Consider the following 22,484-nt stretch of genomic DNA (forward strand, 5'->3'; position numbering starts at 1 on the left):
CTGCGAGCATGACCCACACCATCCGAAAGGCAACAACGGACGACGCCGGCGCGCTCGCCGACCTGGCAGCAGTCACCTTCCCGCTGGCGTGCCCGCCGTCGTCGTCGCCTGAGGACATCGCAACGCACCTGGCCAATACGCTGAGCGAGGACCACTTCCGCGGCTACCTCACCGACCCGGACACGCTCATACTGGTCCTTGACGTCGAAGGTGCCCTCCGCGGTTACAGCCTCCTCGTGAACCGGCAGGCTCAGGATCCGGATGTGGCGGAGGCCCTGACGCTCCGGCCGTCCATCGAGCTGAGCAAGTGCTACGTCCACCCGGAACACCACGGGCTCGGCGCCGCGGCCGAACTGATGCATGCGAGCCTCGAGGCGGCCACAGCAGCCGGCGCGGCCGGTATCTGGCTGGGAGTCAACAGCCAGAATGCCCGGGCCGTCCGCTTTTACGAAAAGTCCGGCTTCCGCAAGGTGGGGAGCAAGTCCTTCAGGCTGGGCACAACCGTGGAACACGACTTTGTGATGGAACGCGCCGTCCCCTAGTCCCCCGCTTGTCCGCCCAGATTTTCGTCAAGGGGCGGCCGCGGCTCCTTCAGCAGCTTCATGCCCGGCGGAAGGCCTTCGATGTTTCCTTCCGTGCCTCGCGCGGTGATAGAGATCCTGGAGTGGCCCAGCCGGACGTTGTCAGCCCTGAAATCGCCCTTGTCCTCGGCGAGGATCGGTGCCAGGTGGACAACACCCCGGGTGAAGTCCGGATCTAAGCGCAGCAGGATACGGGCGAGCTGGATGGGCGCCGCAGCGGCCCAGGCCTGTGGGGAGCACGCCGTCGGGTATGGCACTGGCCCATGGTATTCACTGCGGTCGAAGCCGCAGAACAGTTCCGGCAACTGTCCGTCGAAATGTGCTGCGGCGTCGAAGATCCCCCGCGCCAGCCGTTTGGCCTCCGCCACATAGCCGTAGCGCATGAGGCCCGTTGCCACGATGGCCGAGTCATGCGGCCACACTGATCCGTTGTGGTAGCTCACCGGGTTGTAGGCGCCCATGTCCGAGGCCAGGGTCCTGATCCCCCAGCCAGTGAACATCTCCGGCGACATGAGCCGCGCCACCACCGACGCCGCTTTTTCCTCGTCGACGATCCCCACCCAGAGGCTGTGGCCCATGTTGGAGGCGCATGCGTCAACCGGAATTTTGTCCTTGTCCAGCGCGATGGCGAAGTAGCCCTTGTCCGGCAGCCAGAACTTCGCGTTGAAGGCTTCCTTCAGCGCTGCGGCGCGTTCAGCCCAGTGCTGCTCCGTTGCGGTGTCTCCAGCCGACCGGGCCAACAATGAGCGGCCAACATAGGCGGCGTAGACGTAGCCCTGGACTTCGCACAGGGCGATGGGAGGCTCAGCTATCCGCCCGTCGACGAAGTTGATCCCGTCCCATGAGTCCTTCCAGCCCTGGTTCACCAGGCCGTGAGTGTTGGGACGCAGATACTCCACGAAACCGTCGCCGTCACGGTCCCCGTACTTTTCGATCCATTCCAGGGCACGATCTGCGTGCGGCAAGAGGGCGTCGATAATGTCATCGGACAGTCCCCACCGGCTGAGTTCACCCAGGACGCTGACAAACAGGGGTGTGGCGTCCGCCGTGCCGTAATAGGCGGTTCCGCCCAGGGACAGCCCTGCCGTTACGCCCAGCCGTACCTCATGCGGGATGCGGCCCGGCTCTTCCTCGGAGTCCGGATCGACTTTCGACCCTTGCAGGGTTGCAAGGGTCTGGAGGGTTCCTACCGCCAGTGTCGAGTCCACCAGCAGTGACATATAGGAGGACAAGAGCGAATCGCGGCCGAAAAGGGCCATGAACCAGGGCGCACCGGCCGCAACGGCCGCGCGGTCAGGATGCTCGGCATCGAAGATCCGCAACGACCCCAGATCGGACTGGCTTCGCTGCAGGGTTTCCTCGATATTGCGGTCCCCCACAGAGATGCGAGGTACATTCTCCTCCCACGCCAGGTGGCGTTGCACACCCGTCCGGTGACGGGGCAGGCCCGCTTCGGTGAAGGGTTCGCTGGGGGCCGCACCATTAATCAAGGGCACCACAATGACGCTGGTGGACCATTTCCCCCGTGCCGGGATGTGCGCCTTGAACCGCAGCGCATCCACAGTAACTTCGGCGCCCGCCGCCCGGACCGCCGAGGCGCGCCGCTGCCCGTTCCGGAAGGTCTCGACCAACAGTTCCGCGCCTTTGACAGTCCGGGTCAGGCTGTCCTCACTGATAGGACGGCCGCCCTTGACATCAAAAAGGTCGGCCTGGTCTGCGTCCACCAGGAGTTCGATCTCGCAGTCGACGGCCTCCGAGGAATAGTTTTGCAGAGTGATGTCGTCCTGCAGACCGGGTCCGATGTGACGCTGCTGACGGACCACGAGCGGGCTGTCGAAGCGGCCGTCCGGCCATTTGGCGCGGCCCACGAAGGCAGCCTCAAACGCATCCGGCCGCTGCGCCACCAAAGGCTCGCGGAGGGCGCCGTTAATGCGCAGGACCCACCGGGACACAATCCGGGTATCGCGGTAGAATGCCCCGTTGGTTCCGCCCTCGGCGCTTATGTCGCCGCTGTGGGAGGAGATGCAGAACGACGAGCCCTCCACCAGAGTGACTGCGCCGGCGCCGCCGACATCGGCTTCCGTATCAGCATTCCAAGCAGTCATGGATGCGCTCCTCCCTCAGGGCCGCCGGAGAGAGGTCGGGCCCGATTCCGGCTCCCGGATAATCGCTCCCCGTCTCTGATTCTGGCCCTCGTGGGAATCATACGGAACCCCTGCCGCCGGACTCTTTTCCACGAGCTTTGCGTAGAGGTCCAAATGTTTGCCCACCATCCTCTCCGTGCTGAACAGTTTCAGGGCCCGCTCTCGGCAATGGGACCTGTCCAGCGATGCCGCAAGGGGCAGCTTGGTGTGCAGTTCGTCGGTCACGGCCAGGTAGCCGGTCTTCCCGTCGTCCACAATTTCAGGTGCGGAGCCGATGGGTGTTCCCACCACCGGGGTGCCTGCGGACAGCGATTCGATCATGACCAGGCCGAATGGTTCATGCCATTGAATGGGGTTCAGGAAGGCGATGGCCTCGCCCATGAGCTGGTACTTCTCGGCATCGCCTATTTCACCCAGGAACTCCTCATTGGGGCCCAACAGCGGCTCAACGACGCTTCGGAAGTACTCGACTTCCGCCCGTTCACGAATTTTCGCCGCGATGCGCAGCGGAATGCCGGCCCGGCGGGCGATGTGGATGGCCTCCACAACACCCTTGTCCGGGCACATCCGGCCCACGAAACAGACGTAGCCCCCTTGTCCCGAACCAAAGGGGACAGAATCAACGTCCATCCCGTGATGGATCACGCGCGTAATAGGAACATCCGGGACACGGGAGGCCTGGTCGCGGGAAATTCCGATGATGGCCGTGTTGAAAGCCATGGCACGGTACAGATCGGCCGATGAGGGGATGAGGGGGCCGTGGATGGTGGTCACCACCGGGGCGGCGGACGGCCGCCGGGCCAGCAGCGGCCCCGCAAGGGTGTGGTCGTGGATGATGTCCACACTGTCGCCCAGCCCTTCGTAGGCTCTGATGGCGTGGCTAAGCTCCGAGAGCGTAAGCCCCAGATCGGCCGGTTCTGAGGGCCTCATCCCCGACGCAAGTGGTACCGGGCACGTACTGTCCGAGGCTGCCGCGAGCACTACGTCGTGCCCGGCCGTCGTGAATCCCCTGGCGAGTAAGTCAACAACCCTTTCTATGCCTCCGTATCCCGAAGGGGGAATTGGAATCCATGGTGCTGCAATAAGTCCTATCCGCATGTTTTCCTCCGCAAAGGATCACATGCCACGCCCCCAGACCTGGCGAGTGAGTGATTGTTCGAAGGCCCTTTGCTTGACCTGTTGTTCCGACTATTACCCCGCCAAGGCCCCGTTTACAACCCCCGGACGTGACAAATCCGACACTCCTTCGCGGAATGCCCCCGGGACGGCAGGGGTTGTCGCAGGTATGAAGATTGAGATCTGGTCAGACGTCGCGTGTCCCTGGTGCTACATCGGCAAACGCCGGTTTGAGGCGGCGTTGGCCGAGTTCCCGCACCGCGATTCCGTGGAGGTGACCTGGCGCAGCTATTAGCTGGATCCAAGCCTTCCGGAGCACTACGACGGCAGCGAACTTGAGTACCTGAGCAGAATCAAGGGCATGGCCGCGGAGCAGGTCGCGCAGATGTTCGAGCACGTCGCCGCCCAGGCCAAGGGTGAAGGACTCAACTACCGTTTCGACCAGGTGGTGGTGGCAAACAGCTTCACGGCCCACCGGCTGATCCACCTCGCCGCCCGGCATGGGCAGCAGGATGCCGCGAAGGAACGCCTGCTGAGTGACCACTTCGAGCTTGGCAAGAATATTGGCACCCAGGACTACCTGACCGAACTCGGCCTGGCCCTCGGCATCAACGCCGACGAAGTGGCGGAACTGTTCACCACTGACAAATACGCAGATGACGTCCGCTTCGATTTTGAGGAAGCCCGCGCCCTGGGCATCACCGGCGTCCCGTTCTTTGTGATCGACCGCAAGTTCGGCCTCTCCGGCGCGCAGCCTGCCGAGACGTTCACCGCCGCGCTCACCCGGGCGTGGCAGGAGACCAACCCCCTGGTGCTGGTCAACGCCGCCGACGGCGAAGCCTGCGGCCCGGACGGCTGCGCCGTCTAACCGCAGTGCCGGTCTGACCGCAGTGCCGGTCTGACCGCGGCGCCGGTTGCTGTGACACTCTCAGCAACACAACAACCGGCTTTACTGACACATCGCGGTAACGTGTCTGTATGCCTAGGATTTCGGCGGCCACCAATGCCGCGCAACGCGCCGAAACGCAGCGCCGGATCCTGACAGCCTTTGGTGAGCTGCTTTTTACGCACGGACTGCCCGGGCTGACCATGACGGACGTGGCACGTCATGCCGGCGTGGGCCGGACGGCGGTCTACAACTATTACGCGGACATCGAAGAACTGCTGATCTCCTATGCCCTGGATGAGACGGAGCGGTTCCTCGCCGAGCTGCGGGACTCGTTGGCAGCCCTGGAGAACCCCGTGGAGCGGCTGGCCCTGTACGTGCGCACCCAGGTGGAAGACCTCAGCCGGCGCCACCTCCCGCCGGGACCTGCCATGGCGGCGGTGCTGTCGCCGTCGTCCTTTGCAAAACTCGCCGACCACGTGGGCGAACTGAGCGTGATGCTGCAGGGCATCCTCCGCGACGGCATGGCCCAGGGCTACCTGCCGGAGGCCGACATTGCCCAGCAGGCGCAGCTGATTCACGGCACGCTGTCCTCCAGCGCCGCCCGCGGCAGTAACGAGCCTGCCGAGCTCGAGGCCCGGATTGCCCGGACGGTGCGGTTCATCCAGCTGGGCGCCGGCGCCAGGTTCAACGACGACGGCACTCCACTGCGCGTTGTATAGCCTGGCCTTCGTCATAGCAGGGCCGTGCGGAGTGACTAGGGCGTGGCGACCGAGGTCGGAATGACGGGCCACTTAGCCTCGTCTGCGATCCTGCGGCTTTCCCGCGGGCAACTGAGTGTCCCGGGGGTCTGGTCCACGCGGTCCGCGGCGGCCAGCTCCTTGTAGTCGCCGGCGAGGATCAGGTCCACGCTGGCGTCGGTCCGGTCATCCTGGAAGTAGTCAGACTCAGGCACATTCCGCTGGACAGTGAAGGCGGCAGACTGCCCTGCCGCCCCCGCCACGACGGCGGCCACGCCACGGTAGGCCGCTTCGGTATTGGCCACATTTCCCACGAGAAACTTCCGGCCAAGCAATTCGTCGGCCACCGAGCGCGCGAGGCCGGGCCGGCTGGTGGAATTGTAGACGTTGAGGTTGATCTGCTCGTGCGGGACGTAGTCAAAAGTAGCCGTAGGGCAGACGCTGCCTGGCTCTTCGGCGGTCTCCGTCGCCGGGAGTTTCAGCTGCCCGTTGAGGATGGCGAAAGCGGTGATGATGCCAGCTGCGATGAGTCCCAGCAGCAGGACCAGCACCACGCCGTGCACCACCCGGCGGCGGAGGCGGACGGGATCGTCCGGATCGCCGGCGGCTTCAAAGGTGGCACGGAGTTCGGGCCCGGTAACAACATGGTGGCCGTGCAGGACACGGACATCCTTGGGTTTCTTAACCATCTATCACCAGCACACGGGCGTGGATGGCGGTGCGCTGGTGCAGTGCTGTCCGGACAGCACGGTGCAGCCCGTCCTCCAGGTACAGGACCCCTTGGTACTGCACCACGTGCGGAAACAGGTCGCCAAAAAATGTGGAATCCTCTGCCAGCAGCGCCTCAAGGTCCAGGGTCCGTTTGGTCGTGACGAGTTCATCGAGGCGGACAGGCCGCGGCGGAAGCGATGCCCACTGTTTGGGCGTGTTGAAACCATGGTCAGGGTACGGGCGTCCCTCGCCCACAGCTTTGAAGATCACCCTGCAACCCTAGGCACCTTGGGGCTCCAAGAGAAGTGTCCGGACCGCGCCATTCCAAGGTTGTAGCCAAACGGTGACCATCTGTCACACGCCGCCAACTTTGGGTTGCCCGCACGTGCGCACTGGCCGCCGGCTGACACAATGGAGCCATGACTGCCCCCGCCTTCCCTGCCAGTTCCACGCCCGGCGTCCGCCCGCTGTCCGCCCCGCCTTTGGCCCTCCTGCTGGACGTGGACGGTCCCGTGGCCAGTCCGGTCACCCGTGACGTGCAGCCCGCGATCATCGCCGACATGGTGGCGCTGGCAACCGCAGGCATTCCCGTAATTTTCAACACCGGCCGCTCCGATACTTTCATCCGGGAACAGGTCATGGAGCCCATGATCGCCGCCGGAATGCCTTCGGGGACCGTCATCCACGCCATCTGTGAAAAGGGCGCAGTCTGGTTCAGCTACACCGCTGCGGGGGCCGGGCCCATCCACATGGACCACGAACTGGCTGTGCCCAAGGCTTACGGCGATGACGTTCGCAGGCTCGTGGCGGAGGACTATTCGGCGCACATGTTCTTCGACGAAACCAAACGTGCCATGGTGTCCGTGGAACAGCACATCGAGGTGCCCTCCGCTGACTACCTCGCCGAACAGCAGCTGTTCGAATCCGACGCAATGGGTCTCATGGCCCGCCACGGCCTCGGTGTGGTCCGCCTGGACCACCACGTACCGGATTCCGACGACGCCGTGGACTACCGCGTTGATCCCACCATTATTTCCACCGATATTGAGTCAGTCCGGCTGGGGAAGGACCTTGGCGCGAGCCGCGCCGTTGAACTGCTCGCCGCACAGGGCATCACGCCGCAGGCGTGGCGCACCGTTGGTGACTCCCGGACCGACTACGCCATGGCGGACTGGCTGCATCACAACGACCATTCCGTAAAGCACGTCGACGTCCGTCCGGCGGACGGTGTCCCGGTCAAACCGTACGATGTATTGACCGCTGCGGACCTGGGTCTATCGGATGATGTGATCCACGACGACGCCGGCGGGGCTTTCCTCCACAACTGGCGGGAGTCCGTGGGAGCCTGAGCCCTGCCGGACGGCGTACCGCGCGCTCCGGTTTTGGTGGTCACGCTATTATTCAACTAAGCACGCCTACCATTTAACCGCGACGGAGACAACCATTACAGAAGCACCCGTTACCGAATCAGCTGTCCAGGACGAGATCTACTATGGCGGCCAGGCGTCCGCGGAGCCGCACGCCCATGCAGAGGTAACATCTCCGGCTGCCGAAGCACGGCTCAAGCACCGACCCGACGTAGTCAGGCACAAGGGCCGGTACGCCCTGATCAACCACAACCGGACGCCGTTCCAGGCCATGGTTGAAGATCTGCTGTTCCTGCGCGGCGTCCTGGCCGGCGCGGGGCTGGACTACCTTCTGGTCCGCGGCAACAGTGACCGCCCCGTTATTGCCCTGGACTGGAAGGACCGCAAGAAACTGCGGACCGCCCTGGTGGCAGCGTGCCGTAATGAACCCGTTTACTCCATGACCGTTGATGCCAAGAAGAAATCCTCCGTGCTGGTGGCTGACGGGGAACTCTCCCCCAACCGGCAGGCGCGCATCTTCCGGCTCTACCGTCCGCGAGTGGAGCCCGACGGCGGCTTCGAGTTCGGTTCCTCAGCAGGCGTCCAGATTGAACTCTGGAGCTTTGACGGTAACGAGATCACCTTGCCGATCGAGAACTCCCTGACCCGGCGCACCATGCTGGCCCAGGATGCGGTCCGCGGGACGGTGGAGCGCTACGGGCACACCTGGCCCACCATCGAAAACATGTTCGCGGACCACGCCAGCGACATCAGCTTTGACATTGACCTTGTCTTTTCCTGGGTTGACGGCAGCTCACCTGAATACATAGCTGCCCGGCGTGCCCAGCAAAAAGGTGTGGTCCTGGGCGAAGGCGATGACCACGAGGCGCGCTTTCGCCAGATCAACGAACTCAAATACGCGCTGCGCTCGGTGTACATGTTTGCCCCGTGGATCCGCCGCATCTTCATCGCTACGGATTCGCCCGCCCCGGAATGGCTGGCTGAGCACCCGTCCGTGACAATTGTCCGCAGCGAGGAATTCTTCTCCGACCCCGCGGTGCTGCCGACGCACAACTCGCAGGCTGTGGAATGCCAGCTCCACAACATCGAGGGATTGTCCGAGCATTTCCTCTATTCAAACGACGACATGTTTTTCGGCCGGCCTGTTGGTCCGGACATGTTCTTCACTCCCGGTGGCATCACCAAGTTCATCGAGGCGGAGACCCGGATCGGGCTGGGCGACAACGACGCCGAGCGCAGCGGTTTCGAGAACGCGGCCCGGGTTAACCGCAAGCTGCTCTGGAACCGCTTCGGACGGATTACCACCCGGCATCTGGAGCACACCGCAGCCCCGTTGCGCCGCAGCGTGGTCTCCAGGATGGAAAGTGAATTCCCTGACGAATTCAGGAAGACCGCGGCCAGCAGGTTCCGCGCCGCGGACAACATCTCCGTCACGAATTCGTTCTACCACTACTACGCCCTGCTCACCGGGCTTGCCGTCACCCAGACAGCTGCCAAGGTGCGGTACGTCGACACCACGGCCCGCGCGGGCCTGAACTCGCTGCCGAAGCTGCTGGCCAAGCGGAACATGGACTTCTTCTGCCTCAATGACGGCAGCTTTCCGGAGGTCCCTGCAGATGAACGGGCACAGCTGGTGACTGATTTCCTGGAGAAGTACTACCCCATCAAGGCGCCCTGGGAACTCTGACGGCAGGGAACCGCACCCTCCGCGTTGTGCGGGACTGAGCTTTTTCAGGCCCGCACAACGCGTCACGCCAGCTGGTTGCCTTAGCTCGGAGAAGGCAAGGCAACCTTCGCGGCGCCGACTTTCGCCTTCTCGGGGATGCTGACGCCGGCTGCGGCAAGGCGCTCGGCTGTCATCTGGGGTGTGACATGTTCGCCCACCGTCGGTGTGCTGCCTAGCGGAACCACCGAGTGGACAATGGTGTGTTCGTAGACGTGCACGAGATTGAAGGCCTGCCCGCCGTCCCGCCCGCGGGTGCCGCCGACGGACACGTTGAGGTCCTGGGTGTAGCACGTGGCCGAGGCCACGGAGACGGGAATACCCGCGAAGCTGGCCGAGGTGGAGTAGTGCAGGTGCCCGGCGAGGATGGTCCGAACGTCCGAGTTCCGGACCACCGCGGCGAGGCTGGCCTGGTCACGCAGTTCCACCAGCACGGAAAGGTCCAGCACAGAAGGAACCGGCGGGTGGTGGAGCGCCAGGATGGTGCCGTCCGGAGCCGGTGTTTCCAGCTGGCGGGCCAGCCATTCAAGCTGCGCCTCACTGAGTTCGCCGTGGTGGTAGCCCGGGACTGACGTGTCCAGTGTGATGATGCGCAGGCCGTTAATGGAGTAGCTATGGTCCACCGGCGCTTCGCTGGCCGGTTCATCCAGCAGGCCGGTGCGGAAGTTGGCCCGGTTGTCATGGTTGCCCATGGCCCAAATGACTTTGGCGCCCAGCTCCTCGCAGGCGGGGTCAACGATGGCCCGCAGCTTTGCGTACGCCTCCGGATGGCCCTGATCGGCAAGATCACCGGTGAAGATCACCGCTTCGGGGCGGGCCCCGGAAGCCCTGACCTCGTCAAAAAGCTGAATGAGCTTGGCTTCGCTGTCAACTGCTCCGTAAAGGGGATCCGGACCTCCCATCAGGTGGGGGTCGCTCAGGTGGAGAAGGAAGTGGCGTGGCCGGGGATGTTCGGCCTCGATGTGCTTCATTGCTGCCTCTGTGGTCGGTGGGAAACGGCGCTTCCCTTCTACCCTTCAGTAACTATTATCAAACCAGATTTTGGGGAAACTTTGAGTAAATTCCCACCGGCAAGTTGGAAAAAGGCAAAAGATTTAAGCAATCGAATCAGTTGATGCGTTTTTTGGCACATCAAATTCGGCCAAAGCCGCTTCGATGGCGTCCAGGACTTCGGCGGAGTCCGGTTCGACGGTGGGCGCGAAGCGTGCCACTACCTCGCCGGTACGGTTTACCAGGAACTTTTCGAAGTTCCATTTCACGAGGCCGGGCAGCACACCGGTCTTGAACTTGGTCAGCTCCGAGTAGAGCGGGTGCTGGTTCTTGCCGCGCACGTTGGCCTTGGCTGTCAGGGGGAAGGACACCCCGAAGTTCCGTTCGCAGAACTCTGCGATCTCGCTGTCGGTGCCCGGCTCCTGGCCGGCGAACTGGTTGCACGGCACCCCGAGAATCTCAAAGCCCCGGTCCCGGAACTTCCCGTACAGCGTCTCGAGTCCCCCATACTGCGGGGTCAAGCCGCATTGCGACGCCACGTTGACCACCATCACCACATTCCCTTTGAACCGGCCGAAATCGGTCTGGGTGCCGTCGTTAAGCGTGAGCGGGAGGGGGTACAGAGAGGTCACAGCGCCGTCCTTGCGAGGTTGGGTCATACAGGTGATTCGTTGCCAACCGTCAAGCGTACGGGAGCATGCTGGAAGCTTTCTGTCAGGGGGTCCCCGGCGCCTGCCCGGTCGTTCCGGTCGCAGCCGTTTCGGGCTCGGCCGAGGACGTTTCCGGTGAGGGAGGTGGCGCGGCGGCCGTGGTCGACGGCGGCGCAGCGGCAGGCGGAGGCGGGGTGATCGCGGTCGACGGCGGAGCCGCGGGAGGAGGCGGCGCGCTCGTGGTCGACGGCGGCGGCGGCGGAGCCGCGGGAGGAGGCGGCGCGCTCGTGGTCGACGGCGGCGGCGGCGGAGCCGCGGGAGGAGGCGGCGCGCTCGTGGTCGACGGCGGCGGAGCCACGGGAGCCGGCGGGGTACTTGTCGGTGCCGGCGCCGTCGTCGTAGTCTGTGCAGTCGTCGTAGACGGTGCAGTCGTCGTCGGCGGGGTGCTCGTAGACGGCGGTGTGCTCGTCGACGGAGTGCTCGTCGACGGCGGTGTGCTCGTCGTCGACGGAGTGCTCGTCGACGGCGGCGCAGTCGTCCTCGGCGGTGTGGTTGTAGTCGTTTCGTCCGACGACGGCTCATCTGAGGACGTTTCGTCCGACGACGGCTCGTCCGTGGGAGTGGTTTCCGTGGGCGTCGGCGGTGCGGTTGTCGTGGGCGGTTTGGTGGTAGCCGTTCCGTCCGGGGACGGTCCGCCTGTGGGAGCGGTTTCCGTGGGTGCCGGCGGTGTGTCCACTTCCGCCACCTCCGGTGCCTCCGGCAGTTCGTCTTCGCCATGAAGGACTGTGTGGCTGTTGTCTGCAGCAACGGGGATGGCCCACGGCAGGGCTGTAGCAGCGTTTGCGGTCTTGCCTTCGTAACTGACCATTGCAATGTCTGCCAGCTTGTCCACTTGGAGGATGGGGAGGAGTCTCCAGTTCAGCGGGCTCGTATGTTCTCCATTCAGAATGGTTTCAAAATGCAGGTGGCAGCCCGTAGACCATCCCGTGGTCCCCACCCGTGCGATCACTTGCCCCACCTGCACGGACTCCCCCGTCCGGACGGCGATGGCCTCCAGGTGGTTGTAGGTGGTGATCAGCCCGTTGCCGTGGTCTATTTCCACCCGGTTCCCGCCGCCCCAGGGATGCCAGCCAGCGGCCCGGACCACCCCGGCGTCGGCGGAGTAAACCCGGGTGCCGCAGCCTGCCGCAAAATCCTGGCCAAGATGGAAGTCGCCACTCCTGCCGTTGATCGGGCTGACCCGGAACCCAAAGGGCGAACTGGACGCAAGCGATTCCAAGGGTGCCATCAGCGAGCCCTCCGGCGGACGTTTCAGTCCGACGGAAGCCACATTCAGCGGAGCATTCCCGCCCTTGGCCACGGTTCCCACCAGCGTTCGGCCGAATGGAACAAGGGCCCTGCTGTCTATCAGGATCGCGGGAGCCAGACCGGCATGCCCCACGTGGCCAGTGCCCCCCACCGACCCTGTGGCACCGGATTGACCCAAGGGAATTATTGGCAATCCAAGCCCGAGAATTACCGCGGCAGCAGCAGCACTGCCGGCCAGTACGCGCACCGCTATCAGGCAAGGGCCCGAGGCCTCTCCGTCCCGGCCGGATCCCCAATGATTTCCCACTCGCTGAACTCCCTGCTTGCCCGCCAGACCCCAATCTTGACGGGTTTACCATCCCATGGGACCACAAAGCCCCGGGCCTGTGAACCCCGTATTTGCAGACTGCGGACCGATTGCGGGATCTTCGGCAAAAGCACTGCCGCCCGCGTGGGCAACAATGGTGTTATGCGCAATTTCCTCGGGGATCTGCAGGGCGAACTCAAGCGCGCCTTCACGGGAAGCGTGGACGCGTTACCCGAGTGGGTTCCGCGGCTGGCCGAAGGGGACGACGCCGGTTATCACCTGCCGGGTTCGGCTGTCTGGGCAGTGCACGGTTCCATGACACCCATCGTGGGCGGAATCCGGGCGCTGCTGATGCAGGCGCTTCACCCCGGCGCGTTGGCCGGCATCCATGAGCACTCCGATTTCCGGACAGATCCACTGACCCGGCTGGCGCGGACCATCCGGTGGATTTTCACTGTCACTTATGGCTCCACTGCCGCTGCGGAACAAGCGTCAGCCCGCGTACGCCGCCTGCACGAGCCGGTCCAGGGCAACTTCCGTGACCGCCAGGGATCGCTTAATCAGTACTCAGCCAACGATCCGGAGCTGGCGCGCTGGGTCCACATCGCTTTCGTTGATGCATTCTTGACCTCGCACAAAATCTGGGGTGGAAAGATCCCCGGCGGTCCGGACGCCTACGTCCGCGAATGGGCCCAGGCCGGCCGGCTGATGGGGGTGGATGATCCCCCTCTGACCGAGGCGGACATGCGGCAGCAGCTGGACCGCTACTTCCGCAACGGCGAGCTGCTGGCCGACAACCGGGTTGCCGAGACCGTAGGCTTCCTCCGCAACCCGCCGCTGCACCCCCTGCTGCGGCCCGGTTACCGGATCATCTTCGCCGGTGCCGTTTACAGCCTGGAACCGCAGTACCGGCAGATGCTGGGGCTCGAAGTACCCCGGCTGGGTCCGTTCCCGCTCCCGGTGCGGCTGGCAACAAAGGTGACACTCGGCGTCGTACATCTCGCCTTGGGACGCAGGCCCGGGCCCAGCGAGCAGGCAGCCAGGGCACGGCTCCGCCGTTTGGGCTATGAGGCAGCGGACCCGGCCGGAGGCAAAGCAAAAACCCGGTCCTGACTAGGTCAGAACCGGGTTTTCGTTGGCGGAGAATGGGGGATTTGAACCCCCGAGGGCGTTAACCCAACACGCGTTCCAGGCGTGCGCCATAGGCCGCTAGGCGAATTCTCCAGCTGCTTCTGAATCAAAAGCAGATACTAGACTACCTGAAGTTTTCGGCATCGCCCAATTGACCCCTCAAGACGCCTGTTAACGTCAAAATGGACGCCCCCAATGCGCCCATTCCTACGGAACACTGTTGAGCTGCCGGGTCCGGCCCTCCAGCCAGGCCCTGCAGCTCACAACCTTGAGATTGCCCCAATCGGTGTACATACCCATGATCGACCCTGGTCGCCGGATAAGCAACGGAATTGCGGCCTTTAACGCCGGCCGCTTTGGCAGGATGTAGCCATGACACAGCTCCACGCCCTGGTGGTTTACGTTCCGGAGACCCATTCCGAGGCACTGCTCGTAGCGATCGGCGACGCCGGAGCGGGCAAAATCGGCAACTACTCACACTGCTCTTTCGTGGTTCCCGGGACGGGCCGGTTTACGCCCCTGCCCGGCGCTATGCCTTTCACGGGAGCCGTGGGGGTACGCGAACGGGTGCCCGAAGTGCGGGTCGAGTGCGTGGTGGAGGAAGACATGCTCGACGACGTCGTGCTGGCGTTGCGCGCGGCGCACCCTTATGAGGAACCGGCTTTGATGACCTGGCCGGTGGATGGCTGGCGCCGGTGACGCAAAGCGGGGACCGCTGACCCCGGTTCGAGCCACGCCGAAAGTTCGGGTAAAGTTGTCTGCGGCCCCTCATGTGGCGTCATCCTGTTGAACTCCCCCAGGACCGGAAGGTAGCAAGGGTAAACGGGCTCTGGCGGGTGCATGGGGGGTCTTTACTATTCCCGCAATGGGCGGCCGCCCGCGAGGGACTGATTGTCGGCCCGGATTGGTAGGGTTTTTACGTGACTGCTACAACCACCGCCCTTTACCGCAGATACCGTCCGGACTCCTTCGCCGACGTTATCGGGCAGGAACATGTCACGGAGCCGCTGATGACGGCCCTGCGCAAAAACCGGGTCAACCACGCCTACCTCTTCTCCGGCCCCCGCGGCTGCGGCAAAACCACGTCCGCCCGAATTCTGGCCCGCTGCCTGAACTGCGCCCAGGGCCCCACGGACACACCCTGCGGAACATGCCCCAGCTGTGTTGAACTTGCCCGCGGCGGTTCGGGTTCCCTCGACGTCATCGAGATCGACGCCGCCAGCCATGGCGGTGTGGATGACGCCCGCGACCTTCGTGAACGCGCAACCTACGCCCCCGTCCGCGACCGCTACAAGATCTTCATCATCGATGAGGCCCACATGGTCACGCCCGCCGGCTTCAACGCCCTCCTGAAGATCGTCGAAGAGCCGCCGGAACACATCAAGTTCATCTTCGCCACCACGGAACCGGACAAGGTCATCGGCACCATCCGCTCCCGCACCCACCACTACCCCTTCCGGCTGGTCCCGCCTGAACCGCTGATGGCGTACCTGGAGTTGCTGTGCAACCAGGAAAACGTGCCGGTCGCCCCGGGAGTCCTGTCGCTGGTGGTCAGGGCAGGCGGTGGATCCGTCCGTGATTCCCTGTCCGTGCTGGACCAGCTGATGGCCGGCGCCGGCGCCAACGGCCTCGACTATGAACTGGCGGTAGCCCTCCTCGGTTACACCCACGCGTCCCTGCTTGATGACGTGGTGGAAGCCGTTGCCGCCTCCGATGCCGCCACTGTTTTCCGGGCCGTGGACCGCGTCATTCAGACCGGCCACGATCCACGCCGCTTCGTCGAGGACCTGCTGGAACGCTTCCGCGACCTCATCATCGTCCAGGCCATGCCGGAAAGCGCCCAGGTCATCCTGCGGGGCATGCCGGCGGACCAGATTGCCCGGCTCCAGAACCAGGCGCACAACCTCGGCGCCGCTGAACTCTCGCGGGCCGCTGACGTCACCAACACTGCCCTGACGGAGATGACCGGCGCCACGTCCCCCCGGCTCCACCTCGAGCTTCTCTGCGCCCGTCTCCTGCTCCCCAGTTCGGAACAGACCGAACGGGGCATGGCTGCCCGGATTGACCGTGTGGAGCGGCGCCTGAACTACGCCGGGAACGACGTCGGCGCTCCCGCCCCGGCCGCTTCCGCCCCCGCGGCTGCTGCGGACGTCCCGGTTTCCATGCCGCCGGCTGCGGCACCCGCCGCCGTTACGCCGCCAGCGCCCGTGCAGGCCGCTCCGGTTTCCGCGCCGCCTCACGTTCCTGCGCCGGTTGCCCCTGCCGGCGTCACCCAGCCTCCCATGCAGGGCGGTCCTGGCGCTCCTGACTCGGCCCGGCCGGAGGCCGTCGCGCCTGGGCCTGCAGCGCCGGAGCCCGCAGCGCCACAAAACACGAGGACTTCACTGACGCCGCCACGGGTCAGCACCAACGACTGGCCTGTGGACGAGTCGGCAGGAAACCGTCCTGCAGCTGCGCCGCAGCGGCCTGCCCCGTCCGATCAGCAGAGCAGTTCCGCGCCCGGCAGCACGGGACCCGTCAGCACGGGACCCGTAGACAGTGCGTTGGCCCCGTCGTCGCCCGTCATTGGCCCGCCAGCCACAGCGGCTCCGGCCGGTCCGGCCGCAACCGGCGACGTGGAGGTCCTCCGCCGCGCCTGGCCCGAGGTCCTGCAGACCCTGTCCAAGATCAAGCGCAGCACGTGGGCGCTGGTAGAGCCGAACGCACAGGTCGGAGCCTTTGACGGCCAGATGCTGACACTCTCCTTCGCCACCACCGGCCTGGCCGGGGCGTTTGGCCGCGCGGACCACTCGGAGAACCTGCGGCAGGCGATCCACAAAACAGTGGGCATCGATTGCCAGATCACAGCGGTCGCCGGCGGCGCGTCCGGCGCTGGCCGCCCAAACAGCCCAGCGAGCTCTGAGCCAAACCCAAAAGCACCCGTTAGCCGGGAAACCCCGGCCAGCTCAGCGGACGTCGCCTGGGGGCTGGCCCCTGCGGGTGCGGTTTCCATGCCGGCAGGCGCGGTTTCCATGCCGGCAGGCCCGGCCCCGGCCTCTGAGCCTGCGCGGGCAGCTGCAGCTGCACCTGCACCTCTACCAGCCCCTGCGGCATTGGCTGCCGCCGCACGAGCATCCGGACCCACCACCGGCACTGCAGCTTCCCCGTCCCCGGCCGCAGCGCCAACCCCGGTCCCGTCGGCTTCAGCAGGTCCTGCTGCTCCCCCGGCGCCCGCCCATGCCCCGGCCCCGGCCTCGGCGAGTGTGCCGCCGACAGCTGTCGAAGCCACCACACCTAACAGCGGGCAGGCCCAGGAAGCGTCCCCTCCGAGCCCGGAGCCTGGACCACAGGATCAGCCCCGGGCCGATCAGCCCGAGGCGGGCTCGTACGCCTACTCCGATGACGATTGGGGTCCCCCGCGGGACGAAGACGCTCCTCCCTTGGAGGAGGAACCGCCCATGGATTGGGATCCTTCGGCTCCGGCCGAACCACGCCGCTCCCCGTCGCAACCGGCGCCCGCTTCGGCGCCCTCCGGCAAGCGGCCGGCACGCACTGGTTCTCGGCCTGTAGGCGTCAAAGCTTCAGAGGCCACGCCTGCCACGGCGCCCGCGTCGTCACAGCCCGTTACGTCGAACGACCCGTGGGGCCTCGCCGTCGAGCAGGCGCCCGGCGTCTGGGTGGTTGGCACAGAACCCAACATCGGCAAGAGTCCGGCCACATCAACCCCGGACGACGCCGTCACGGCTGCTCCGGCCCCCGCTTACGAGCCTGCCACGGCTCAGATCCCCGGCCCCTCGGTCAGGACGCAGTCCGAGGCGGATGCCAGCTGGGGGCTGCCCCCTGTGACGCCGCCCGGCTTCCCGTCCGGCGTCGCCACCGCTGGCGAGCCTGCACCTGATGTCCGTGCAGCCGACGCGTCGGCGCCAGACACCCGTGCAGCTGGCGTCCGCGGAGTCGGGGTGGAAGCTGCCGTGCCGGATGAGGCTCCCGCTGCGCATCGTCCTGCTGAATACACCACTCCCGGAACCGGAACCCGGCAGAGCCCCCCAGTGGAGCAGGCCCGGGAAATGACTGCCCCGGAGCCGGCTGTGGTCCGCGAATACGCCATGGCAGCGGCCCCGGCCACGGCACCTTTGCAGCCGGCACCCGCCACCTCCCCGTCGGCTGCTCAGGCCCGGCAAAGTCTCTACCAGCGGCTGTCCAACAGCCCGGAGGCCGAGGCCGGCCGGGCCAAGGCGCCGGCCCGTGCGGCAGCCGCCACCTATGTCCAGGACGTCCCCAGCGCGGACGACGAAACAATCGAGGAATCGGGCGTGTTTGGACGCGCCGCCGTCGAGCGTATTCTGGGCGGGAAGCTGATCGAGGAGCGTTCCCTGGACGGCACCCCGATCGTTCCCGGTTTCTAATCGTCGGTTCCTAGCCGCCGGCCGGACCTGCGGTTGCCACTCAGAGCATCATCCAAGCCAAACCAAAAGAGGAAAACGTGTACGAAGGTGCAGTCCAAGAGCTAATCGACGAGCTCGGACGCCTGCCCGGTGTTGGTCCCAAGTCTGCCCAGCGGCTGGCCTTCCACATCCTTGAGGCCGACCCGCAGGACATGAAACGCCTCGTCGAAGCCATCACCACGGTGAAGGAGCGTGTGAAGTTCTGCACCGTATGCGGCAACGTCACGGAGCAGGAACTCTGCAACATCTGCCGGGACCCCCGCCGTGACCCGTCAGTCATCTGTGTGGTGGAGGAATCCAAAGATGTCCTGGCCGTGGAACGTACGCGCTCTTTCCGCGGCCGGTACCACGTGCTGGGCGGGGCCATCAATCCCATCGCCGGCGTGGGACCCGAGCAGTTGCGGATCCGCGAACTCCTGACCCGGCTGAACGACGGCGCCATCCAGGAAGTCATCATCGCCACCGACCCCAACCTCGAAGGCGAAGCGACGGCCACCTACCTCGCCCGCATGCTGAAGACGATCGGAATCGCCGTCACCAGGCTCGCTTCCGGTCTGCCCGTAGGCGGCGACCTTGAATACGCCGATGAGGTCACCCTGGGCCGCGCCTTCGAGGGCCGCCGCAACGCCCTGACCTAAACCTTCAGGCGATGCGGGTTCCCCTTGCCAGCCGGCGGGCCGGGGTGCGCAGCGAACGCCATCCCAGCCACAGCAGCAGCCCGGCCAGCAGCAACTGCAGGCCAAGGCCCAGCGGCCACAACGGAGTGGACTGAGCCAGATACCGGGGCTTGGCCTCGCCGTTGGCGCAAGGATACGTTCCCTCAGGGCCGGCCATGGCGTACCGGGCGCCCTGGCTGATGTTCTCGATAGCCCCCACCGGAGATGACATCCCGAAGGCATTGGACGTCCGCACCGGGTAAGGGATGGCATCGGCGACCACCACGTAGGGGTTCATGGCCAGCATCCAGGCAACGCGCTCGGTGTGTACAGCCGGCTGTTCCTGCAGCGGTCCTGAGCACGTGTATTCCGGCTCCATGGGCGCAGGCTGCTCCTCCATCGGCTCGTACGGCGCGTAACTGCGGTACTGTGCCTGGTTGGCCACGATGGTGCCCTGCGAGAGCCCCGTTCCCAGGGCGAAGGAAATCAGCGAGCCGAAAACCAGACCGGCCACCGCAAGGTACGTAACCACAATAGAGAACAGCGGGCGGCCGGCCAGAGCGGAAATGCCGACACCGATCGCACAGACCACGCCCACCTCCACCGCAAGCATCAGCAGTGCCACCACCACGTGTCCCGGAGTCATTCCACCGGCTGCCACGCCAACAACAAGGAACGGCGTGCTCGCAACCAGGAAGGCCAGAGCTGCGGCCCACGCCGCGAAGAACTTCCCCCACAGGATCTGCCCGGGCCGCAGCAGCGTCACCTGCAGGATGGCCAGCGTGCCGCCGGCACGGTCGCCGTTGACCGCGTTTGCGGACAGGGCGGGGGCCACCAGCAACGCGAAGAGAAGGACAAAGGCGAGGACCACTTCGAAGATCATGGACCCCGGCCCGGTGTCCGGCGGCGTGAAGTTCGAATAGGCCCTCTGCGCTTCGCGCTGGGCATTCCAGCTGGCCCACGTCAGCCACGTCACCAGGCCGGTCAGGATGAACCAGATGGCCAGCATGATGTACCACCCGCGGGACCGCAGCCGTTGCTTGAGTTCCAGGACCACAACGTCCCAAATACCGGCGAGGTAGCCGGCGGCGGGCGCGTGGTGTGCGCTGTCTGTCAGCTGGCTCATCGCCGCTCCCCTTCAAGGTTCATGTACGTCTCTTCCAGGGCACCCGAGGCGGGGGCAAAAGAGTTCACTGCGACGCCGGCGAGCACCAGGTCGCGCAGGAGGCGGGCGGCGTCGTCGTCGTTCATCAACAACAGGGTGACCGACGGACGGCGCCCATCCTCGACCCGGAACTGAAGGCCCAGCTCGGTCAGTTTTGCCGCGAGCGCAGCATTGTCCGTGGCGGTGATCGCGTAGCGGCGCCCGGCGGCAGCAGCCTCGTCGGTGGTCTGATGCCGGACCGTCCGTCCCCGGTTGACGAACACGGCGGCGTCGGCAATTTCGTCAAGCTCGCTCAGCACATGGGACGAGACCACAATGGACTTACCCTCCGCCGCAAGCTGCCGCAGCATAACGCGAAGCTCCACCCGCGACCCCGGGTCCAGCCCGGACGCCGGCTCATCGAGGAGCAGGACGGACGGATCGTGGATCAGGGCGCGGGCCAGGCTGAGCCGCTGCTGCTGTCCACGGGACAGGACACGGGCGGGCTGGTCCGCGAGGTCGCTGAGCCGTACACGATCCAGCATTTCGGTGACCCGCTGCGCGATTCCGGCCTTGGGCAGCCGGTAGAAACGGGCCATCTGCGTGAGAATCTCGCGGGCTGTCAGGCTCTCCCAGACACCCAGGGTGTCCGGCATCCAGCCGATCCGCCCGCGCACCTCCGCCCTGTTGTGCTGCGGATCAAGCCCTTCCACCGTGACCGTGCCGGAGTCCGGCGCCAGCAGCGAAGCCAGCATCAGCAGCAGGGTTGTCTTGCCGGCACCGTTGGGACCGATCAGCGCGGTGACCTTTCCCGGCGGGGCGTGAAAATCCATGTGCTCGACGGCGTGCACCTGCCCGAAGCTGCGGCTCACGCCCGTGGCCGTGATGCCGCCCCGGCGCGGGCTTTCCGGGTTGGCCGGAATGTCTGTTTTGTCCCGGTTTTCTGTCATTCCCTGAGCACCTGTTCCCCCCAAAACGTCGCATGCATACTTGTCTGAGCCTACGCCCGGCCCCACGTTGGCGGTGTCCACCGGAAGGCTGAGATTCGGTCACAATTCCACGCCTGCGGCCAGCGGCGATAAACTGGGCTGAACACGTCACGCCGTCCAGCCGCTCTGGCCGTGCCTGACCCCCTGAACTCCGATTGATCCAGTGAAGGTACGCGCATGAGTACGCCCACTTCCGAAGTGCCCGCAGCAACGCAGCCACAGACGCTGCCCGAAGGCTCTGCCGTGACCAAACAGCTGATCGTGCAGAAGTTCGGCGGGTCCTCCGTTTCGGATGCCGACGGCGTCAAGCGCGTCGCCAAACGCGTGGTCGACGCCCACCGGGCCGGCAACGAAGTTGTCGTGGTGGTCTCCGCAATGGGCGACACAACCGACGAACTGCTGGACCTCGCCGGCCAGGTAACCGACTCCGCTCCAGCCCGCGAAATGGACATGCTCCTCTCCGCCGGCGAACGCATCTCCATGGCGCTGCTGGCCATGGCCATCAACAAGCTGGGGGCGTCCGCCCAGTCCTTCACCGGGTCCCAGGCCGGCATGATCACGGACGGCATCCACGGCAAGGCGCGCATCATCGACGTCGATCCCCACCGCATCCGCACGTCCCTGGACAAGGGCCACATCGCCATCGTCGCCGGGTTCCAGGGCATGAGCCGCAGCACCAACGAAATCACCACCCTCGGCCGCGGCGGCTCGGACACCACCGCCGTTGCCCTGGCCGCAGCCTTGGAAGCGGACGTCTGCGAAATCTACACCGACGTTGACGGCATCTACACCGCCGACCCCCGCGTGGTTGCCTCCGCCCAGAAGATCGACACGATCTCCAGCGAGGAAATGCTGGAACTTGCCGCGTCCGGGGCGAAGATCCTGCACCTGCGCTGCGTCGAATACGCCCGCCGGTTCGGCGTTCCCCTGCACGTCCGGTCCTCATTCAGCCAGAACGAAGGCACCTGGGTCATCCCCAGCGCCGAAGACAAGATCACCACTCAAGAGGGAGTTGCCTTGGAGCAGCCAATCATCTCCGGCGTTGCACATGACCGTTCCGAAGCGAAGGTCACCGTGGTGGGTGTCCCTGACATCCCCGGCAAGGCCGCCGCGATCTTCCAGGTCATCGCCGATGCCCACTCGAACATCGACATGATCGTGCAGAACGTTTCCACGCACGGCACGGGCCGGACGGATATTTCGTTCACCCTCCCGATCGTCGAGGGCGCAGAAGCCCTGGCCGCACTCAAAGCCGCCCAGTCCGACATCGGCTTCGAAAACATCGAATACAACGAGCAGATCGGCAAGCTGTCACTCATCGGAGCCGGCATGCGCTCCCACCCGGGCGTCTCGGCAACGTTCTTCAAGGCACTTTCCGACGCCGGAATCAACATCAACATGATCTCCACCTCGGAAATCCGGATCTCCGTGGTGACGCACGCCGATCTTCTCGATGACGCCGTCCGCGCCATCCACAAGGCCTTTGACCTGGACAGCGAGAACGAAGCAACCGTCTACGGCGGCACCGGCCGCTAGGCCCAAACCGCTCTTAAGCAACGCGGGGGTCATTCCCTGCCCGGTCAACGAAGGTCGACCGGGCAGGGAATGACCCCCGCC

At 65.3% G+C, this 22,484-nt stretch carries 18 protein-coding genes, 1 tRNA gene, 1 other RNA gene and 2 pseudogenes; 12 read left to right on the forward strand and 10 right to left on the reverse strand.

Annotated features, from left to right (window positions below; genetic code table 11):
* Window positions 1–8 precede the first annotated feature (8 nt).
* Window positions 9–542: a GNAT family N-acetyltransferase gene (locus GUV69_RS11595; protein WP_164202482.1), complete on the forward strand. Its 534-nt coding sequence runs from the start codon at window positions 9–11 to the stop codon at window positions 540–542.
* Here GUV69_RS11595 and GUV69_RS11600 read toward each other — a convergent pair.
* Together GUV69_RS11600 and GUV69_RS11605 are read right to left on the reverse strand one after the other, a co-directional pair.
* Window positions 539–2,686 carry an amylo-alpha-1,6-glucosidase gene (locus GUV69_RS11600; protein ID WP_164202485.1) on the reverse strand — a complete coding sequence of 716 codons (2,148 nt, stop codon included), beginning with the start codon at window positions 2,684–2,686 and terminating at the stop codon, window positions 539–541. The genes GUV69_RS11595 and GUV69_RS11600 overlap by 4 nt on opposite strands.
* Before the next feature lie 15 nt (window positions 2,687–2,701).
* Window positions 2,702–3,823, reverse strand: a complete 1,122-nt coding sequence (locus GUV69_RS11605) for a glycosyltransferase family 4 protein (protein ID WP_164202486.1) — start codon at window positions 3,821–3,823, stop codon at window positions 2,702–2,704.
* 187 nt (window positions 3,824–4,010) lie between these two features.
* On the opposite strand from GUV69_RS11605, the pseudogene GUV69_RS11610 reads away from it, so the two are divergent.
* Window positions 4,011–4,709: pseudogene (locus tag GUV69_RS11610) on the forward strand (DsbA family oxidoreductase).
* Window positions 4,710–4,819: 110 nt separating this feature from the next.
* The gene (locus GUV69_RS11615; RefSeq protein ID WP_164202488.1) at window positions 4,820–5,449 is read left to right on the forward strand and encodes a TetR/AcrR family transcriptional regulator; all 630 of its coding nucleotides are present in this window, start codon (window positions 4,820–4,822) and stop codon (window positions 5,447–5,449) included.
* A gap of 35 nt (window positions 5,450–5,484) precedes the next feature.
* On the opposite strand, the gene GUV69_RS11620 is transcribed toward GUV69_RS11615, so the two are convergent.
* Both GUV69_RS11620 and GUV69_RS11625 read right to left on the reverse strand, forming a co-directional pair.
* Window positions 5,485–6,156, reverse strand: coding sequence for a LytR C-terminal domain-containing protein (locus GUV69_RS11620; RefSeq protein WP_164202490.1), 672 nt, complete (start codon window positions 6,154–6,156; stop codon window positions 5,485–5,487).
* Window positions 6,149–6,448: a type II toxin-antitoxin system VapB family antitoxin gene (locus GUV69_RS11625; RefSeq protein WP_164202492.1), complete on the reverse strand. Its 300-nt coding sequence runs from the start codon at window positions 6,446–6,448 to the stop codon at window positions 6,149–6,151. Before GUV69_RS11625 ends, GUV69_RS11620 begins: the two co-directional genes overlap by 8 nt.
* 149 nt (window positions 6,449–6,597) lie before the next feature.
* Between GUV69_RS11625 and GUV69_RS11630 the strand changes: the two genes are divergently transcribed.
* Together GUV69_RS11630 and GUV69_RS11635 are read left to right on the forward strand one after the other, a co-directional pair.
* On the forward strand, window positions 6,598–7,527 hold the full coding sequence (locus GUV69_RS11630) for a Cof-type HAD-IIB family hydrolase (RefSeq protein ID WP_164202494.1): 930 nt from the start codon (window positions 6,598–6,600) through the stop codon (window positions 7,525–7,527).
* A 289-nt stretch (window positions 7,528–7,816) separates the two neighbouring features.
* Window positions 7,817–9,232 carry a stealth conserved region 3 domain-containing protein gene (locus GUV69_RS11635; protein WP_167525091.1) on the forward strand — a complete coding sequence of 472 codons (1,416 nt, stop codon included), beginning with the start codon at window positions 7,817–7,819 and terminating at the stop codon, window positions 9,230–9,232.
* A gap of 80 nt (window positions 9,233–9,312) precedes the next feature.
* Here the strand turns inward: GUV69_RS11635 and GUV69_RS11640 are convergent, their stop codons facing one another.
* Together GUV69_RS11640 and GUV69_RS11645 are read right to left on the reverse strand one after the other, a co-directional pair.
* A complete protein-coding gene (locus GUV69_RS11640) occupies window positions 9,313–10,239 on the reverse strand; it encodes a phosphodiesterase (protein ID WP_164202495.1) in 927 nt (308 codons plus the stop codon).
* A gap of 123 nt (window positions 10,240–10,362) precedes the next feature.
* Window positions 10,363–10,890 (reverse strand): glutathione peroxidase, encoded by a 528-nt coding sequence (locus GUV69_RS11645; RefSeq protein WP_164202497.1) that lies wholly within the window; start codon window positions 10,888–10,890, stop codon window positions 10,363–10,365.
* A 353-nt stretch (window positions 10,891–11,243) separates the two neighbouring features.
* Between GUV69_RS11645 and GUV69_RS23270 the strand changes: the two genes are divergently transcribed.
* Window positions 11,244–11,687 carry a hypothetical protein gene (locus tag GUV69_RS23270; RefSeq protein WP_244292922.1) on the forward strand — a complete coding sequence of 148 codons (444 nt, stop codon included), beginning with the start codon at window positions 11,244–11,246 and terminating at the stop codon, window positions 11,685–11,687.
* A 155-nt stretch (window positions 11,688–11,842) separates the two neighbouring features.
* Here GUV69_RS23270 and GUV69_RS23275 read toward each other — a convergent pair.
* Window positions 11,843–12,196 (reverse strand): annotated as a pseudogene (locus tag GUV69_RS23275) (M23 family metallopeptidase); the annotation flags it as partial.
* A 489-nt stretch (window positions 12,197–12,685) separates the two neighbouring features.
* Between GUV69_RS23275 and GUV69_RS11655 the strand changes: the two are divergent.
* Window positions 12,686–13,636, forward strand: coding sequence for an oxygenase MpaB family protein (locus GUV69_RS11655; protein WP_164202499.1), 951 nt, complete (start codon window positions 12,686–12,688; stop codon window positions 13,634–13,636).
* Between the two features lie 23 nt (window positions 13,637–13,659).
* Here GUV69_RS11655 and GUV69_RS11660 read toward each other — a convergent pair.
* Window positions 13,660–13,747 (reverse strand) — tRNA-Ser (locus tag GUV69_RS11660).
* Window positions 13,748–14,026: 279 nt separating this feature from the next.
* On the opposite strand from GUV69_RS11660, the gene GUV69_RS11665 reads away from it, so the two are divergent.
* The 4 genes from GUV69_RS11665 (at window position 14,027) to recR (ending at window position 18,716) form a co-directional block, all read left to right on the forward strand.
* Window positions 14,027–14,353: a YqfO family protein gene (locus GUV69_RS11665; RefSeq protein ID WP_164202501.1), complete on the forward strand. Its 327-nt coding sequence runs from the start codon at window positions 14,027–14,029 to the stop codon at window positions 14,351–14,353.
* Between the two features lie 60 nt (window positions 14,354–14,413).
* Window positions 14,414–14,510: signal recognition particle sRNA small type (gene ffs / locus GUV69_RS11670), an RNA gene on the forward strand.
* Window positions 14,511–14,574: 64 nt separating this feature from the next.
* On the forward strand, window positions 14,575–18,039 hold the full coding sequence (locus tag GUV69_RS11675) for a DNA polymerase III subunit gamma and tau (RefSeq protein WP_164202503.1): 3,465 nt from the start codon (window positions 14,575–14,577) through the stop codon (window positions 18,037–18,039).
* 77 nt (window positions 18,040–18,116) lie between these two features.
* On the forward strand, window positions 18,117–18,716 hold the full coding sequence (recR, locus tag GUV69_RS11680) for a recombination mediator RecR (RefSeq protein WP_164202505.1): 600 nt from the start codon (window positions 18,117–18,119) through the stop codon (window positions 18,714–18,716).
* Between the two features lie 4 nt (window positions 18,717–18,720).
* Here recR and GUV69_RS11685 read toward each other — a convergent pair whose 3' ends face one another.
* Together GUV69_RS11685 and GUV69_RS11690 are read right to left on the reverse strand one after the other, a co-directional pair.
* The gene (locus GUV69_RS11685) at window positions 18,721–19,860 is read right to left on the reverse strand and encodes an ABC transporter permease (RefSeq protein WP_164202507.1); all 1,140 of its coding nucleotides are present in this window, start codon (window positions 19,858–19,860) and stop codon (window positions 18,721–18,723) included.
* On the reverse strand, window positions 19,857–20,828 hold the full coding sequence (locus tag GUV69_RS11690; protein ID WP_164202510.1) for an ABC transporter ATP-binding protein: 972 nt from the start codon (window positions 20,826–20,828) through the stop codon (window positions 19,857–19,859). The genes GUV69_RS11685 and GUV69_RS11690 overlap by 4 nt, the downstream gene beginning before the upstream one ends.
* Window positions 20,829–21,044: 216 nt before the next feature.
* Between GUV69_RS11690 and GUV69_RS11695 the strand changes: the two genes are divergently transcribed.
* Window positions 21,045–22,403: an aspartate kinase gene (locus tag GUV69_RS11695; RefSeq protein ID WP_164202512.1), complete on the forward strand. Its 1,359-nt coding sequence runs from the start codon at window positions 21,045–21,047 to the stop codon at window positions 22,401–22,403.
* Window positions 22,404–22,484: the final 81 nt, after the last annotated feature.

This window comes from [Micrococcus luteus] ATCC 49442 (assembly GCF_010367585.1).
Lineage (GTDB): Bacteria > Actinomycetota > Actinomycetes > Actinomycetales > Micrococcaceae > Arthrobacter > Arthrobacter luteus_A.